Origin of the sequence: Aggregatibacter aphrophilus ATCC 33389 (assembly GCF_900636915.1) — a bacterium.
Lineage (GTDB): Bacteria > Pseudomonadota > Gammaproteobacteria > Enterobacterales > Pasteurellaceae > Aggregatibacter > Aggregatibacter aphrophilus.
Window position 1 is genome coordinate 1,680,412 of record NZ_LR134327.1, and the last position, 14,917, is coordinate 1,695,328.

At 42.0% G+C, this 14,917-nt stretch carries 15 protein-coding genes and 1 riboswitch; of the genes, 4 read left to right on the forward strand and 11 right to left on the reverse strand.

What is annotated here, in order from left to right; all coding sequences use genetic code 11:
• Window positions 1-30: 30 nt before the first annotated feature.
• A complete protein-coding gene (gene asnS / locus EL144_RS08150; RefSeq protein ID WP_005703229.1) occupies window positions 31-1,434 on the forward strand; it encodes an asparagine--tRNA ligase in 1,404 nt (467 codons plus the stop codon).
• A 165-nt stretch (window positions 1,435-1,599) separates the two neighbouring features.
• On the opposite strand, the gene EL144_RS08155 is transcribed toward asnS, so the two are convergent.
• The 6 genes from EL144_RS08155 to moaA all read right to left on the reverse strand — a co-directional run bounded on the left by EL144_RS08155 (window position 1,600) and on the right by moaA (window position 5,151).
• Window positions 1,600-2,043, reverse strand: coding sequence for a ClpXP protease specificity-enhancing factor (locus EL144_RS08155; protein ID WP_005703230.1), 444 nt, complete (start codon window positions 2,041-2,043; stop codon window positions 1,600-1,602).
• 11 nt (window positions 2,044-2,054) lie between these two features.
• A complete protein-coding gene (gene sspA / locus EL144_RS08160; protein ID WP_005703231.1) occupies window positions 2,055-2,696 on the reverse strand; it encodes a stringent starvation protein SspA in 642 nt (213 codons plus the stop codon).
• A gap of 203 nt (window positions 2,697-2,899) precedes the next feature.
• On the reverse strand, window positions 2,900-3,355 hold the full coding sequence (gene moaE, locus EL144_RS08165; RefSeq protein WP_005703232.1) for a molybdopterin synthase catalytic subunit MoaE: 456 nt from the start codon (window positions 3,353-3,355) through the stop codon (window positions 2,900-2,902).
• Complete coding sequence (gene moaD / locus EL144_RS08170; protein WP_005703233.1) at window positions 3,356-3,601, reverse strand: molybdopterin synthase sulfur carrier subunit; 246 nt, start codon at window positions 3,599-3,601, stop codon at window positions 3,356-3,358.
• A complete protein-coding gene (moaC, locus tag EL144_RS08175; protein WP_005703234.1) occupies window positions 3,595-4,083 on the reverse strand; it encodes a cyclic pyranopterin monophosphate synthase MoaC in 489 nt (162 codons plus the stop codon). Before moaC ends, moaD begins: the two co-directional genes overlap by 7 nt.
• Before the next feature lie 54 nt (window positions 4,084-4,137).
• Window positions 4,138-5,151 carry a GTP 3',8-cyclase MoaA gene (gene moaA / locus EL144_RS08180; RefSeq protein ID WP_032994843.1) on the reverse strand — a complete coding sequence of 338 codons (1,014 nt, stop codon included), beginning with the start codon at window positions 5,149-5,151 and terminating at the stop codon, window positions 4,138-4,140.
• Window positions 5,140-5,286, reverse strand: a riboswitch (molybdenum cofactor riboswitch). (Overlaps the previous gene by 12 nt.)
• Before the next feature lie 224 nt (window positions 5,287-5,510).
• On the opposite strand from moaA, the gene EL144_RS08185 reads away from it, so the two are divergent.
• Entirely contained in the window at window positions 5,511-6,485 is a 975-nt protein-coding gene (locus tag EL144_RS08185) for a gluconeogenesis factor YvcK family protein (RefSeq protein WP_005703237.1), read from the forward strand.
• 137 nt (window positions 6,486-6,622) lie between these two features.
• Window positions 6,623-7,327 (forward strand): dipeptidase PepE, encoded by a 705-nt coding sequence (pepE, locus tag EL144_RS08190; protein WP_005703238.1) that lies wholly within the window; start codon window positions 6,623-6,625, stop codon window positions 7,325-7,327.
• A 73-nt stretch (window positions 7,328-7,400) separates the two neighbouring features.
• Here the strand turns inward: pepE and torD are convergent, their stop codons facing one another.
• The 5 genes from torD to thiI form a co-directional block, all read right to left on the reverse strand.
• Window positions 7,401-7,928: a molecular chaperone TorD gene (gene torD / locus EL144_RS08195; RefSeq protein ID WP_005703240.1), complete on the reverse strand. Its 528-nt coding sequence runs from the start codon at window positions 7,926-7,928 to the stop codon at window positions 7,401-7,403.
• Window positions 7,929-7,974: 46 nt separating this feature from the next.
• Window positions 7,975-10,434 (reverse strand): trimethylamine-N-oxide reductase TorA, encoded by a 2,460-nt coding sequence (gene torA, locus EL144_RS08200; RefSeq protein WP_005703241.1) that lies wholly within the window; start codon window positions 10,432-10,434, stop codon window positions 7,975-7,977.
• A gap of 11 nt (window positions 10,435-10,445) precedes the next feature.
• On the reverse strand, window positions 10,446-11,621 hold the full coding sequence (gene torC, locus EL144_RS08205; protein WP_005703242.1) for a pentaheme c-type cytochrome TorC: 1,176 nt from the start codon (window positions 11,619-11,621) through the stop codon (window positions 10,446-10,448).
• A 15-nt stretch (window positions 11,622-11,636) separates the two neighbouring features.
• Complete coding sequence (locus EL144_RS08210; RefSeq protein WP_012771509.1) at window positions 11,637-11,786, reverse strand: nitrate/trimethylamine N-oxide reductase NapE/TorE; 150 nt, start codon at window positions 11,784-11,786, stop codon at window positions 11,637-11,639.
• A gap of 257 nt (window positions 11,787-12,043) precedes the next feature.
• Window positions 12,044-13,492: a tRNA uracil 4-sulfurtransferase ThiI gene (gene thiI / locus EL144_RS08215; RefSeq protein WP_005703245.1), complete on the reverse strand. Its 1,449-nt coding sequence runs from the start codon at window positions 13,490-13,492 to the stop codon at window positions 12,044-12,046.
• Window positions 13,493-13,809: 317 nt separating this feature from the next.
• Between thiI and EL144_RS08220 the strand changes: the two genes are divergently transcribed.
• Entirely contained in the window at window positions 13,810-14,910 is a 1,101-nt protein-coding gene (locus EL144_RS08220; protein ID WP_032994846.1) for a NapC/NirT family cytochrome c, read from the forward strand.
• The last annotated feature ends 7 nt before the right edge of the window (window positions 14,911-14,917 follow it).

Here is a 14,917-nt window from a genome sequence, read left to right on the forward strand (position 1 = left end):
TTATGAAAATGCATTAATTTTGAGGTATATATGACGAAAATTGCATCAATTGTAGATGTACTACAAGGCAAAATTGCAATTGGCGAAAAAGTGACTGTGCGCGGTTGGGTGCGCACCCGTCGCGATTCCAAAGCAGGCCTATCCTTTCTTGCCGTTTATGACGGTTCTTGCTTCGCACCAATTCAAGCTATCGTAAATAATGACATCACCAATTATGAATCTGAAGTGTTACGTTTAACCGCCGGCTGTTCCGTTATTGTGACAGGGACAGTGGTTGAATCCCCGGCTGAAGGACAAGCCGTTGAGTTACAAGCGGAAAATGTAGAAGTTGCCGGTTGGGTGGAAGACCCGGAAACCTATCCGATGGCAGCCAAACGCCACTCTATCGAATATCTACGCGAAGTAGCACACTTGCGTCCTCGCACAAATATCATTGGTGCCGTTGCACGTGTTCGTCACTGCTTAGCACAAGCCATTCATCGTTTCTTCCACGAGCAAGGTTTCTATTGGGTTGCCACCCCGTTAATCACCGCTTCTGATACAGAAGGCGCAGGTGAAATGTTCCGAGTTTCCACCTTAGACTTGGAAAACTTGCCACGCACAGACAAAGGTGCGGTGGATTTTAGCGAAGATTTTTTTGGTAAAGAATCGTTCTTAACCGTATCCGGCCAATTAAACGGTGAAACTTATGCTTGCGCATTAAGTAAAATCTATACTTTGGGGCCAACATTCCGCGCCGAAAACTCAAATACTACGCGCCATTTAGCGGAATTCTGGATGATTGAACCGGAAGTGGCTTTCGCAACACTCGCCGACAACGCAAAACTTGCCGAAGATATGTTGAAATATGTTTTCCGCGCAGTTTTAGCTGAGCGTCGCGATGATTTAGAATTCTTTGCTAAACATGTTGACGGTGATGTCATTAATCGCTTGGAACGTTTCATTAATTCCGATTTTGCGCAAGTAGATTACACCGATGCTATTGAGATTTTATTGAAATCCGGCAAAACCTTTGAATTCCCGGTTTCTTGGGGTATCGATCTTTCTTCCGAACATGAACGCTATTTGGCAGAAGAATATTTCAAATCCCCTGTTGTGGTGAAAAACTATCCGAAAGACATCAAAGCCTTCTATATGCGTTTAAACGATGACGGAAAAACCGTTGCGGCAATGGACGTGTTAGCACCGGGAATCGGTGAGATCATCGGCGGTTCACAACGTGAGGAACGCTTAGACATGTTAGATAAACGTATGGTAGAAATGGGCTTAAACCCGGAAGATTATTGGTGGTATCGTGATTTACGTCGTTACGGTACTGTGCCGCATTCCGGTTTTGGTCTAGGTTTTGAGCGTCTAATCGTATATGTGACAGGGTTACAAAACATCCGTGATGTTATCCCGTTCCCACGTGCGCCACGCAATGCTAATTTCTAATACTTAAAAAAACAAAAATCCCCTTTTCAACTATGAATAAGGGGATTTTTTTTATAACGGTAAAAACATATTTAAAACTCACCGCACTTTAAAATATCAAACAACAAAAAAGATACCAATGTGCGGTATCTTTTTTCGGTGTTTTTTCTATTTGATGATGAACGGCTATTTTACAATACGTAAATGAGAAGAGGATTTTTTCTCTGTACTTTTTTGCTTTTCCGTTTTATCAACCACATTCTCAAAACTCGTTGGTTGCTCTTCAGCTTGTTCCGGATGTTCATAAACAGCTTCCGGTTCAAACATCACGCCGTCGCCATTTTCGCGGGCATAAATAGCTAATGCTGCCCCCATAGGAATATAAATATCTTGTGGCACACCACGAAAACGAGCATTAAATTGAATAAAATCATTGGTGAGCTGCAAATTACCCGTGGCGCTGGCAGATAAATTCAACACGATTTGCCCGTCTTTCACATATTCAACCGGTACCTTCACGCCCCAATAAGTAGCATCGACCACTAAATACGGCGTAAAGTCATTATCAATCAACCAATCGTAATATGCTCTTAATAAATAAGGACGTTTCGGAGATGATTTATATTCCATTTGTCGACCTATTATTTCTCATCCATTAAATTTTTTGGTGCTAATTCACCCACGGATTGTAAGAAAGAATCGCGCTCAAACACACGAGACATATAAGCTTTGATTGCTTTACTGCCGGCACCGCTGAATTCCACGCCTAATTCCTGCATACGCCACAACAATGGTGCGACATAGCAGTCGATAAGACTAAATTCGTCACTCATAAAATAGGTGTGTTGATTGAAAATTGGAGAGATCGCAAGAATCTCTTCTTTCAGTTGTTTTAACGCACTTGCACGTTCTGCGTCAGACAGATCATTTTGTGCTTTCTCTAAAGTAGGATACCAATCTTGCTCAATGCGTAACATTAATAAACGGCTTTTGCCACGCGCCACAGGATAAACCGGCATTAATGGCGGATGAGGAAAACGCTCATCTAAATATTCCATAATAATGCGTGAATTAAATAATACTAAATCACGGTCAACCAATGTTGGCACAGTACCATACGGATTGAGTTCCATTAAATCTTCCGGTAATGCTTGCGGATCTACAATTTCCGTTTCATAAGCTACGCCTTTCTCTGCTAATACGATTCTTACTTGGTGGCAATAAATATCTGTTTTATTTGAAAATAGCGTCATTATAGAACGTTTATTTGCAGAACTTGTCATCTATTCCTCCGACGACTCAAAATAATAAAAATATTCAGTTGGCATCTTGTGATACCAAGAAAAATGGTCGTTTATTTTACCACAAAGCAGGTTACATTTTCCAAGAAAACCATAATCTTTTTGTGTTTATCACAATAAAAAAATATCCGTTTCGTAGGTAAAACGGATATTTTTCTGTTTATTTTCTGAGATTTTACAATATATTATTTCCATTTATCGGCAGCGGCATAATCACTGTCACGTCCTTCAATCCAACGCTCCCCTTTCGTTGTTTGTTCTTTTTTCCAAAAAGGTGCTTTGGTTTTCAAATAGTCCATTATAAATTCATTGGCGTGGTAAGCATCGCCCCGATGAACAGATGACGTACCCACCAATACAATTTCATCGCCGGTATTCAGTTGACCGACACGATGAATAATTGAAATCTTTTGTAAATCCCACCGCACTTTTGCCTGTTGGGCAATATCCAATAACGCTTTATGAGTCATAGCGGGATAATGCTCCAAATACAAACTGCTGACTTCATCGCCCAAATTTAAGTCGCGCACTTTACCCACAAAAATAACCGTGGCACCTACTGAAGTTTCTTCACTCAACCAACGATATACTGCATTTTGATCGAAAGTCTGCTCTTGCACCGAAATTTGTATATCGTCCATTTAACCCCCGGTCACTGGTGGGAAAAACGCAATTTCGTCACCATTTTTAACCGCACTTTCTAACGGCATCAACGTTTGATTAATGGCGACTAAGAGTTTATCCGGTTGCAATGCCAACGCCCATTTGTCTCCTTTGCCAGTCAAATATTGGCGCAATTGTTCAGCTGTGGCAAAATCACCTTCTATTTCGAGTTTATCTACCCCCACCAATTCTCTGGTTTGGGCAAAAAATAAGACCGTTAACATGATGTCTCCTTTGCAATAAAATGGCCGGATTTTCCACCGCACTTTTCCAACAAACGAACGTTTTCAATGACCATATCTTTTTGCACCGCTTTACACATATCATAAATTGTGAGCGCAGCAACGCCGGCTGCAGTTAAGGCTTCCATTTCTACGCCGGTTTTGCCGGTTAATTTACACAGACTTTCAATTCGCACCAGATTGGACTCAGGCATTGGCGTTAAGCTCACTTCCACTTTGGTAAGCAACAGCGGATGACATAACGGAATCAGCTCCCAAGTCCGTTTAGCGGCTTGAATACCGGCAATTCTGGCTGTGGCGAAAACATCGCCCTTGTGATGTTGACCGGAGAGAATCATTTGTAAGGTTTCCGGCGCCATACGAACATAGGCTTCGGCGCGGGCTTCACGAACGGTTTCGGCTTTTTCGGAAACGTCCACCATGTTGGCTTCGCCATTAGCATTAATATGAGTAAATGTTGTCATGATAATTAAAAGTGCGGTTAATTTTGAATGTGTTTTTGCGTTATCGGCAGCCTGTTAACCGCCGATACTTGCTAAATGATTGCGCACACCACTATCGCCGATATGCAAATAATGATGTTCACGTTTACCTTGTAACGCAGAAAAAATTCTTGCTTGTAGAAGGGGTTGTTGTTCATCTGACTGTAACAAATCGCGTAACTCAATGCCTTCTTCGCCAAATAAACAAAGGTGTAATTTCCCTTTAGCAGAAACCCGTAAACGGTTACAACTGGCACAGAAATTTTTCTCGTAAGGCATAATCAAGCCGATTTCGCCCACATAATCAGGATGACGAAAAACTTTTGCAGGGCCATCAGATCGTCCTTTGGCTTGCAATTGCCAACCGGAAAGTAATAGTTTTTGTTCAAGAACCTGACCGGATAAGTGATGTTTTTGGAAGAATGAATCCATCTCACCGGTTTGCATTAATTCAATAAAACGCATTTGAATCGGTTTATCTTTAATCCATGCCAAAAAACGTTCAAAATCATTGGCATTTAGGTCTTTCATTAAGACGGAATTGACCTTAATTTTCTGGTAGCCGCATTCAAAGGCGCGATCGATACCGCGCATAATTTCATCAAATTTATTAACGCCAGTAATACGTTGGAACATTCTTGGATCGAGACTATCAACACTTACATTAATAGACGTCACTCCGGCGCTTTTCCACGCAGCAACATCTTTCAGTAAGCGAAATCCGTTCGTTGTGAGTGCGATTTGTTTGATGCCTTCAATTTGGCTAATAGTTTCTACAATAGGCAGAAAATCTTTGCGCAGTGTCGGCTCCCCACCGGTAATACGCACTTTTTCTGTTCCTATTAAACTAAAATTATTCACCAAACGGCGAATTTCATCTAAGGTAAGGAAACTAGGCTTGTTTGGCTCAGGCTGATAACCGTTCGGCAAACAATAGTTACAACGGAAGTTACACACATCCGTGATAGATAGTCGTAGATAATAGTATTCACGCTGGAACGGATCAACAAGTTGAACTGCTCCAACATTTTTTATTGGAATGGGTTGCATTTGACACCTTTCTAAAAAACGGAGAGGATAAGCCGTTTCCAACGTATCCCTGAATAATACAAACTGCGTACTATTGGCATTACCACCATATTTTTACAAAACGTAGGTTAAGTAAGCTCGGAGTTTATGCGATTAACGAATTTTCCAGTATTGTAAGAGATTCACGAAAACAAAAGCAATCAATTAATTTGATCTAGATTATAAAACGACAAAATTCTTTAAAATCAATTATATATAAATTTATATAGCGATAAATTAAATAACGAAAAATTGGTACTTTTTAGCCTTTAATCAGGTTCAACTTCTCTATTTAAAATAGATCGCTATAATGTTCTCGACAGAAAATGAGAGGAAATATAATGGCGGATTTTAAAGGCTATCAACAACACGAAAATCTCAGTTGGATCACAAAAATCGTAGCCATCGGCGGTGGGCACGGATTGGGGCGTGTCATGTCTGCGCTTAGTTTTATGAAAGAACGGCTAACCGCCATTGTCACTACTACTGACAACGGCGGCTCCACAGGCCGTATTCGTACCGCTCAAGGCGGCATCGCGTGGGGTGATTTGCGTAATTGCTTAAATCAAATTATCACCGAACCCAGCACAGCCTCTGCCCTTTTTGAATACCGCTTCAGTGGCAATGGCGAATTAGCCGGCCACAACCTTGGCAATCTTATGTTAAAAGCTTTGGAGGATATGCATATTCGCCCGACGGAAGCGGTGAATCTGATACGTGATCTACTGCGGGTGAAATCGTTCATCGTGCCCATGTCAGAGCAACCTGTACACCTTGCCGCCGTGTTAGATTGCGGCTCTAGCGTCGTAGGAGAAGTGAGCGTAGATAGTCTAGTTGACTTACCAAAATCTGTTTTTCTGGTGCCTTATGTCTCTGCCACACCGGAAGCCATTCAGGCCTTGCAGGAAGCCGAAGTCATTTTATTTGGCCCCGGTAGTTTCTTAACCAGTATTATACCTCCCCTTTTATTACCGGAAATTATTGAGCAATTACAACACAGTCGAGCTAAAAAAATCTTTATCGATAATCTTGGCACCGAACGTGGTCCGGCAGCGCGTCTTTCACTGACAGATCGAATTCAATGGATACATGAAACCGTTGGCAAACCCATTATCGATGGTGCCATTGTGCCTACCGATACCACAATTGATGAGCAGCTTCATCTCAAAATTCTCGCCGGTCGTCTTAATGCCGACGATGTCTCCTATCGCCATGATCGCACTCTGCTCTGCTCTGCGATTGATGAATTAGTGGGCGAATTGGTTGAAAAGCCGGACATCAGTCAGCAAATCCAAATGGAAGCCACAAATATTTAGTGAAGTGCGGTCATAAAAAACAACATTTTTTCACCGCACTTAAATCTCTACGCAGATCACAAAATTCACATTTTTTGCTTAATAAAAACACATAACTCAGCATAATGGTAAAGGTTATTTCATCAGGAGATTGAATTATGCAAAAAATGTTACTGCTTAGCGGTTCTCGCTATGGCAATACAGGCTATTTGGAACATGCCATTCCGTGGTTACAGGATTTTTTAGCACCATACCAAGGCAAGAAAATCGCTTTTGTGCCTTACGCAGGCGTGCGTCAAACCAACGATCAATACGAACAAAAAGTGCAACAAATTCTGGCGCCATTAAATATGGAGATTCAGTCGGTACATCATGGCAAACCGCACCGCGCCATTATTGAACAAGCGGATGTGATCGCCATTGGTGGCGGTAATACGTTTTGTTTGTTAAAGCAAATGTATGAACATGATTTATTAGACATTATTCGTGAAAAAGTGAAAAGCGGTACGCCGTATTTCGGTTGGAGCGCGGGCGCCAATATAGCGAGCAAATCCATCATGACCACCAACGATATGCCGATCACCTATCCGCCGTCTTTTGATGCGCTTAATCTGTTCCCTTATCAAATCAATCCACACTTCATTTCAGGTAAAATGCCTGGGCATAACGGGGAAAGCCGTGAAGAACGTTTTGAAGAATTTTTATTGGTGAACCCGACGGCACAAATTTACGCCATGCCGGAAGGCACTGCGTTTTTAATTAACGGCAATCAGGTGAAAATTCTAGGTGAACATAATATTGTGCATTTCAGTGAAAATATGCAGCGCCGAGATATTCCTGCCGGCTCGGTGTTTGAAATCTAATTGTGAATAAAAAAGTGCGGTCGGTTTTCTGAATGTTTTTCATCACAAAAACTGACCGCACTTAAACTTAAACTTAAACTGCAAAGTCTTCCGTCATAAAGGCCAAGAATAAATTGCATAACATGGCATAGAATTTCGTTTTACAGGAAGCATCATTAGCTTTTCTCACAAATTCAGGCAACCAATTCAGTAAAACTTTCTGTGCAAAATCTTGTTGTACATGAAAAGGCTGTTCTCCAATTAAGCGGATTAAAATTGCTAATAATACGCTAACATGATCACTCGGCTCATTTTGCTCCCGATTCACACCAAGTTGGTAATGTGTCATCCATTGATCGACCAAGTTTAATGCCACATCCAACTCTTCACCCTGTAAATAGGCTGACATATAGGGAATAGCACTGATATTTCCTTCAAGCAAAAACGTATGCGCGAAATCAGCAGCCAGTTCAAGTTGTTGAAATTCCATCGGATATAACGTAGCGATCAACTGTTCGGTTTGTTCAGCAAAGCCCAATTCGTTTAAAAAAGCGAATAAGCTATCGAAATCACCACGTTGATAATGCGCTAACTGCTCCGGTGTCAGTTCCTTGCTAAGCAAGGAACATATCCAACTGTAGACAAATTGCCTCTCCTGAATGCTTATCTTAAGCATGTTCAATAGCCCCATTAAAACCATTTGGTTGTGGTGCAACACCTTGGAATTTTTCCACATTAACCAAACAAGTATTGGCACTCACCGCTTGCGCTAACATAGAACTACCGATATCCAGCGTCATTGTGTTCGGATCGCCGTAAGTATCAATCGCACCGATTTCCGCACCGAGAGGCGAATACCATGCGCCTTCTTGTAAACGCACTACACCGCTTGGAAAACTGTCAGACAAATGAGCGCCAACAATGGCTTGTCCACGTTCATTAAATACACGAACCAAATCGCCATGTTGAATACCAAGTTTTTGAGCATCTTGCGGATTCATAAACAGCGGCTCACGCCCTTGAATACTATAGGTTTCACGTAACTTTGCAGATTCACACAACTGGGAGTGTAAGCGCTTATCCGGGTGAACAGATTGCAACCAGAAAGCAAATTTGTCAGAGTGCGGCCCTCCGTGCGAACGTTCGGCTTTTTCAAACCACATTGGATGCCCTTTACAGTCGTCATAGCCAAACCCTGCAATTTTATTACTAAAAATTTCAATAAAGCCGGAAGGTGTGCCTAATGCATGTAATTCAGGATCATCACGGAAATCGGCATGACGCACCCAAGGTTTTCCTTCTGGGAACATGACATAACCTTTTTTCCAAAATTCAGCAAATGGCGGCATATCAAATTTGCCTTGGTTTTCTTTTCGGCAATCTTCATATAGGCTCTCCACCCATTCCATCTCGTCCATATTCCGGCAATATTCTTTTTCTTTACCAAAGCGGCGGCAGAGTTCTTTAAAGATCTCAAAGTCCGGTTTAGATTGGTATAGCGGATCGATTAATTTTTGCATCGCAATAACGCCTCGGTTGCTATACGAACCGTAAGCGTCTATATCATTACGCTCAAACGGCGTGCAGGCCGGCAACACAATATCGGAAAAACGACAAGTCGCTGTCCAGCTGTAATTGATGGATACTATGGTTTCCAGCTGTAAAAAGGCTTTTTTCATTTTGTTACGATCGGATTGGCGGTGCCAATGGTTACATCCGGTGAAAATCGCCATTTTATATGGGGCATAAACAACTTTACTGCCGTTGTAATTAATGGTTTCTCCCGGTTGCAACAAGGAATCCGTCACGCGAGCGCAAGGTAAAACGGAGCTATAACCTTTATAATCCGTATTGTCGTATTTCGGTTTTTGATCCTCGTCCAAATTTAACGGAAACGCCCCCGGCATTGCCGCACCGGATTCCGGAATACCGATGGAACTATAATGGTGCGCATAACTGATTCCGCCACCCGGCAAGCCGATTTGTCCCAGCATAGAAGCAAGCACGGCCCCCATCCAGTACGGTTGCTCACCGTGTTGTTGGCGTTGAATTGACCAACCAAAAATTAACTGCGTTCGTTTACCCGCAAGCATTTGGGCAAATTGACGAATACGTTCTGCACTAATTCCGCAGATTTCCGCTGCCCATTCCGGTGTTTTGGCAACTTTATCTTCCGTTTCCCCTAACAAATAAGGCACGAACTTCTCAAAACCAACGGTATAGACTTCTATAAATTTTTTGTCATATAAATCTTTGGTATACAACTCATAGGCAAGTGCCAGCATAAACGGAACGTCAGTTTGCGGATTAATATATTGACGCTCGCAGTTTAGATAATGTTGCGTTTTGGTTTTCACCGGATCCACACTAATCACGTTCACTTGCTTATCAGCAATTTTTGCTTTTAGCTGTTCCAAATAGGCATAGGCCTCGTGCGTTTCACAGTTCCAACCTACTTGCAGGTTTTTCACCGGATCACTTGCCCAGAAAATAATATTTTCACTTTCTTTCAAAATAACTTCCCATGACGTCCCTTGTGAATACACTTCAGTGGAACCTAGTACATAAGGCAAAATCACCTGCCCTGCACCGGTGGAATAGTCACCTGCGGTGCTAACGCTATGCCCATGCATACTGACAGCGCGAATCATGTGATTACCACAACTGTGGAATTGCCCGGTAGAACGCCAGCCAATATTCCCCGTGTGTAACGCCCACGGACCGTAATTTTGCTGAATCCGCTCTAACTCTTCATAGAATAAATCCAGCGCCTCATCCCAGGTTACACGTACGAAACGATTATCGCCACGGGAAGTGCGGTCACTTTTTTCTCTGTTTTTTAACCAGTCCACCCGCACCATCGGATAACGGATCCGAGCATCACTGTAAATCAACCCTTTAATACCGTTGATCATTTCCGTTGGATATTTATCTAACTCAAACGGTTTTACATCTACTACGCAACCATTTTCCACTTTGGCACGAATAGCACCCCAGTGCGAACCAGTCATTTTCCATTGCGTAATATCTTCCGCACCCTTTTCCTTCGCGACCAACCAATTCGGCATAGCGCAGATCGCCCCCATAAGAGACATATTTTTCAAAAACTGACGACGAGTTTGTAACATTCCAAAATCTCCTATTTTTCTTGTTCTTTATGGGTGTCAAAATCAGATGAATGTAATTGAAGATAACGCAACACTTCTTTACCGGTCTGTTCATCGATATTAGTAAATCCAACCATACCTTTAAATAAACCGATCCAAGTGTTGGAATCAAAATGCGCCACTTGCGGCTGTCTATGACACGTACTGCATTGAGTTTTATAAGTATTTTCGGCATTTGCCCACACCGCATCGATATTTTCAATCAGTTGATCATGGGCAACCCATATCGGCAGTTTCACTTTCTGCCAAGTTAAACCGGTTAATGAATCTTCCTTCGTTTCCAAAACCTCAAATTTTGGCTCGGCTTGCATAAATTCCTTGGTTAAAACGGCATCGGTAATATTTTTACCAAATTGGTTATACCAAATCCGTCCGAAACCTTTATCTTTACGCCACATGAGCAGTTCTACCAAATCCGCTTTATCACCGGATTTCACTACAGTGACCGGAGCCGCAGTTTCGAGACTACCGATATTTTGGCTCAATGCCTCGTCAGCAAATAACGGTACATTGCCTTTAGCATAATAGGTTTGATTCGATTTAAGATTTTTAATCACCAACTCTTCAAACTTAGACGCATTTCCCGCGCCCGCTTGTTTCTGTGGCAAATGGTGCGCGATGCCTTTATGACAATCAATACAGCTTTGGTTACGTTCTGCCGCAGGTTTCATAGCTTTCTGAGCTGCTTTCGACATCTTATCGAAATCCATACGTTCGTAACTATGACAATTTTTACACTCTTTTGAACCATTTGCGGTAAAACGGGCCCATTCGCGTTCTGCCATTTCCGCACGATGTTGTTCAAAAGCACCTTCTTCGTTATATTTACCGGTCATTTCCGCCAAAACTTCGCGACTCGCCTGCATTTTACGGGCAAATTTATTAGTCTTATCGTGCGGAAGATGACAATCCGGACAGGTCGCACGCACGCCACTGTTATTTTTCCAGTGAACCGTTTGTTTTAATTCATTAAAAGGCGTCTGCATAGAGTGGCAACCAACACAAAATTCTTCTGCGCTAGTGGCATCCATCACATTATTAAATTGCTGCCAACTAACAGCACCAACAATAAATCCTAACGTCAGTAAAATTCCTAACCCAAAACGCTTAGAGGGTGTAAAAAATAAACTTTTTAATTTGTTTCTCATGCTAAAACTTCCTTATTATGCCGTCGGCAAGCCAATAACATAGAGTTGTAAAAACCATATGACAAAGCCGTAAATACCAATACAAGCAATCATGCCCAATGGCAGGATGACAAATAGTAGCAACAATAAAGAACTCCATTCCGAGTGTTTTTTTATATCATTCATAGTATCCCCCATATTCATAATAAAATGGGGCGGAATACTACCTAATCACAAATGAGTAGTTATTGACACAAATCAATAAAAAGTAACTCAATAGGAAATTTTAATAAATGTAAGGTCTAGAAAATAAAAAAACTTCCCTTTTGGGGAAGTTTTACATCTAAAGTGCGGTCATAAAAAACAACGTTTTAAACGTTAAATTTGGTAGCCATTTAAATAAAAAAATAAACTATTCTAAATAGTTACGATTAATTCTAACGCTATTTCTTAAACACCCTCACATTATTAAACCCGCTTTCTTTTAAATACAGCGCCTGCAACTTACTCATCACGCCACGCTCGCAATACAGCACATAATTTTTGCTTTGATCCAAGTCAGCGAATTGACCGGAAAGTTTATAGAACGGCAGAAGTATCATTGCTTGATTTTCAATATGCAACGGGTTTTCGTCGATTTCTTCCGGGCTACGAATATCAATAATCACATCATTTGCAGCCAACACGGACACCGTATCCACAGAAACGACCTCTTTCTCCGCTTGCTCGGCAATTTGGCGAATATCTAAATATTGCGCATTTTCCACCGCACTTTCTAACACGGCAAAATTGAAATTGCCTTCTTCTTGTTCAATTTTCGCTCTTATCGCTTTCACCGTCGGATTCTTGGAAATCACGCCGCAAAATTCCGGCATGGATTTGGCGATATCATCGGTGCCAATGTGTTTTGCCATGGCGATGATTTGTTCTTTGTCGTGCGTAATTAACGGACGCAACACCAACACCTCAGAGGCTTCATCAATTAAACGTAAATTGGTTAAAGTTTGGCTGGAAACCTGTCCTAGCGCTTCCCCTGTCACAATCGCCTGAATGTCGAAACGGTGCGCCACTTTAGACGCGGCGCGCACCATCATGCGCTTGAGCACCACGCCCATTTGTCCGTTATCCACGTTCTCGAGGATCTCACCCACCACGCCTTCAAAGTTAATCGCTACGAAACGCACTTTGTGAGAACTGCCATAACGTTGCCAAATGTGATACGCCATTTGTTTTACGCCGATTTCATGCGCCGCACCGCCTAAATTAAAGAAGCAATAATGTACGCGTGAACCGCGACGTAACAGCATATAACTGGACACACCGGAGTCAAACCCGCCGGAAATCAGCGACAACACATCTTCCTGAGTGCCGATCGGATAACCGCCGATGCCTTCATAACGGGCGCGAACCAACATCATTTTGTCGTCTTCAATTTCAATACGCACCGTTACATCAGGATTTTTCAGTTGCACTTTGGCACTGGCAATATGTTGATTCAATCCGCCACCGATGTAACGCTCCGCTTCTAGTGAATTAAATTCGTGTTTACCTTTGCGTTTTACCCGTACGCAAAAGGTCTTATTTTCCAACTGAGATGCCACATCCGATAACGTTTGCTCAAAAATATCATGCAGACCGGAAAAAGGTTTCTCTTCCACTTGCAGAAAATGGTGAATCCCCGGAATGCGTTGCAGTTGCTCAATGAGCGTCGGTAAATTCGCTTCGATTTTTGACCGCACTTCGATGTAATCCCAATGTTTCACTACCGCGACCGTGTCGTCATATTTTGTCAACACATTACGGATATTGCCGGTCAGGATTTTCACGAACCGTTTCCGAACGGATTCGCTTTTAATCATAATTTCAGGGAATAATTTGATAATAAATTTCATGTTGGGTTAACTTCTTTGTTCCATTAAAAAAATGCCGTGCATTTTAGCAGATAAGGGGAAAAATGCTATTCGCACCGTACCCATAAGTCTTTATAGGTATTGTTTGCATATTAATTTATATAATGAATAATTATATTATTCATCATTTTTAAAACCTCTATAACAAATTGATTATTAAGAGAATACTAACTGTTGGCTCATTTGTTTGATTAAGATCATGGTTATTTTTCATCTCTCCCACTAGAATCCATCTAACCAATTATGGTTATTATTCTTTCTTGTTATAAAAATAATAAAATTTTCTTTGTTAGGGGTGAATTATGAAAACAACAAAAATAGTGACCGCACTTTGTCTCATGGGGCTGGGTGCGGGCTTATTGTGGGGTTCTCAGTGGATTATGCACAAAACAAGTACGCCTGAATTTTGTGTCAGTTGTCATTCCATGGATTATCCGCGTCAAGAATGGGAAGGTTCCAAACATTTTGCCAACGCAAAAGGTATTCGAGCGGAATGTGTCGATTGCCATATTCCGCAGGAAGGCTGGCATTATGTGAAAGCCAAATTTATCACTTTGAAAGATTTGTATTTCGAAGCCGTCGGCAAGTTGGACAGCAAAGAGAAATACGAACAACATCGTGCGGAACTGGCGCAAGCGGTTTGGGATGATTTAAAAGCCACCGATTCGGAAACTTGTCGTAGCTGCCACAGTTTTGATGCTATGGAATTGTCACAACAGACCAAACTGGCCAAACAAATGCATATTGAAGCTAATGCCAACAAACAAACCTGTATTGATTGCCACAAAGGCATCGCTCACTTCTTACCGGTGATGCACGCGGAAGAGTCCACCGATAAATCGGCTACGCCAAAAGGTAGCAACATCGTCGAGACGCCATCCCTTTACGCGAGCGAAATGGTGAAAGCACAAGATGCAAAAGGCGGCGAAGTGCGTTTAATGCCATTTACCGAAGTCATACAGTGGGAGGCGCAAGGCGATCAAGTTCACGGCACGATACATGGTTGGCAACAAACAGGCGCGGAATCTGTGGTGTATTTGGATTTAGGCAAACGTATTACAGTGGCATTGTTAGATGAAGATGCACGCAACAATGTGCAAGTGTTGCAAACCAAACACGATGAAGTGACCGATTCCGAATGGAAAGAAGTGAATGTTGCCGTAAACGTAGCAAAAGCAAAAATGTCTTCGGATTTGACCGCACTTAGTCAATATGGCAACAACTTAAATCAAAACAATTGTAGCGGTTGCCATGCTGTTATCGGCGCGGATCACTACACGGCCAACCAGTGGATTGGCGTGGTCAATTCCATGAAAGATCGTACTTCAATGAACAAAGATGAGGTTCGCGCCCTCACCATTTATTTGCAACGCAATGCCAAAGATATGAAAACAAAATAATCTATCT

Bases quoted from the DNA above. Each gene is read 5' to 3' on its own strand.
- asnS (WP_005703229.1), top strand. From the start codon at position 31: ATGACGAAAATTGCATCAATTGTAGATGTACTACAAGGCAAAATTGCA.
- EL144_RS08155 (WP_005703230.1), bottom strand. From the start codon at position 2,043: ATGGAATATAAATCATCTCCGAAACGTCCTTATTTATTAAGAGCATAT.
- sspA (WP_005703231.1), bottom strand. From the start codon at position 2,696: ATGACAAGTTCTGCAAATAAACGTTCTATAATGACGCTATTTTCAAAT.
- moaE (WP_005703232.1), bottom strand. From the start codon at position 3,355: ATGGACGATATACAAATTTCGGTGCAAGAGCAGACTTTCGATCAAAAT.
- moaD (WP_005703233.1), bottom strand. From the start codon at position 3,601: ATGTTAACGGTCTTATTTTTTGCCCAAACCAGAGAATTGGTGGGGGTA.
- moaC (WP_005703234.1), bottom strand. From the start codon at position 4,083: ATGACAACATTTACTCATATTAATGCTAATGGCGAAGCCAACATGGTG.
- moaA (WP_032994843.1), bottom strand. From the start codon at position 5,151: ATGCAACCCATTCCAATAAAAAATGTTGGAGCAGTTCAACTTGTTGAT.
- EL144_RS08185 (WP_005703237.1), top strand. From the start codon at position 5,511: ATGGCGGATTTTAAAGGCTATCAACAACACGAAAATCTCAGTTGGATC.
- pepE (WP_005703238.1), top strand. From the start codon at position 6,623: ATGCAAAAAATGTTACTGCTTAGCGGTTCTCGCTATGGCAATACAGGC.
- torA (WP_005703241.1), bottom strand. From the start codon at position 10,434: ATGTTACAAACTCGTCGTCAGTTTTTGAAAAATATGTCTCTTATGGGG.
- torC (WP_005703242.1), bottom strand. From the start codon at position 11,621: ATGAGAAACAAATTAAAAAGTTTATTTTTTACACCCTCTAAGCGTTTT.
- EL144_RS08210 (WP_012771509.1), bottom strand. From the start codon at position 11,786: ATGAATGATATAAAAAAACACTCGGAATGGAGTTCTTTATTGTTGCTA.
- thiI (WP_005703245.1), bottom strand. From the start codon at position 13,492: ATGAAATTTATTATCAAATTATTCCCTGAAATTATGATTAAAAGCGAA.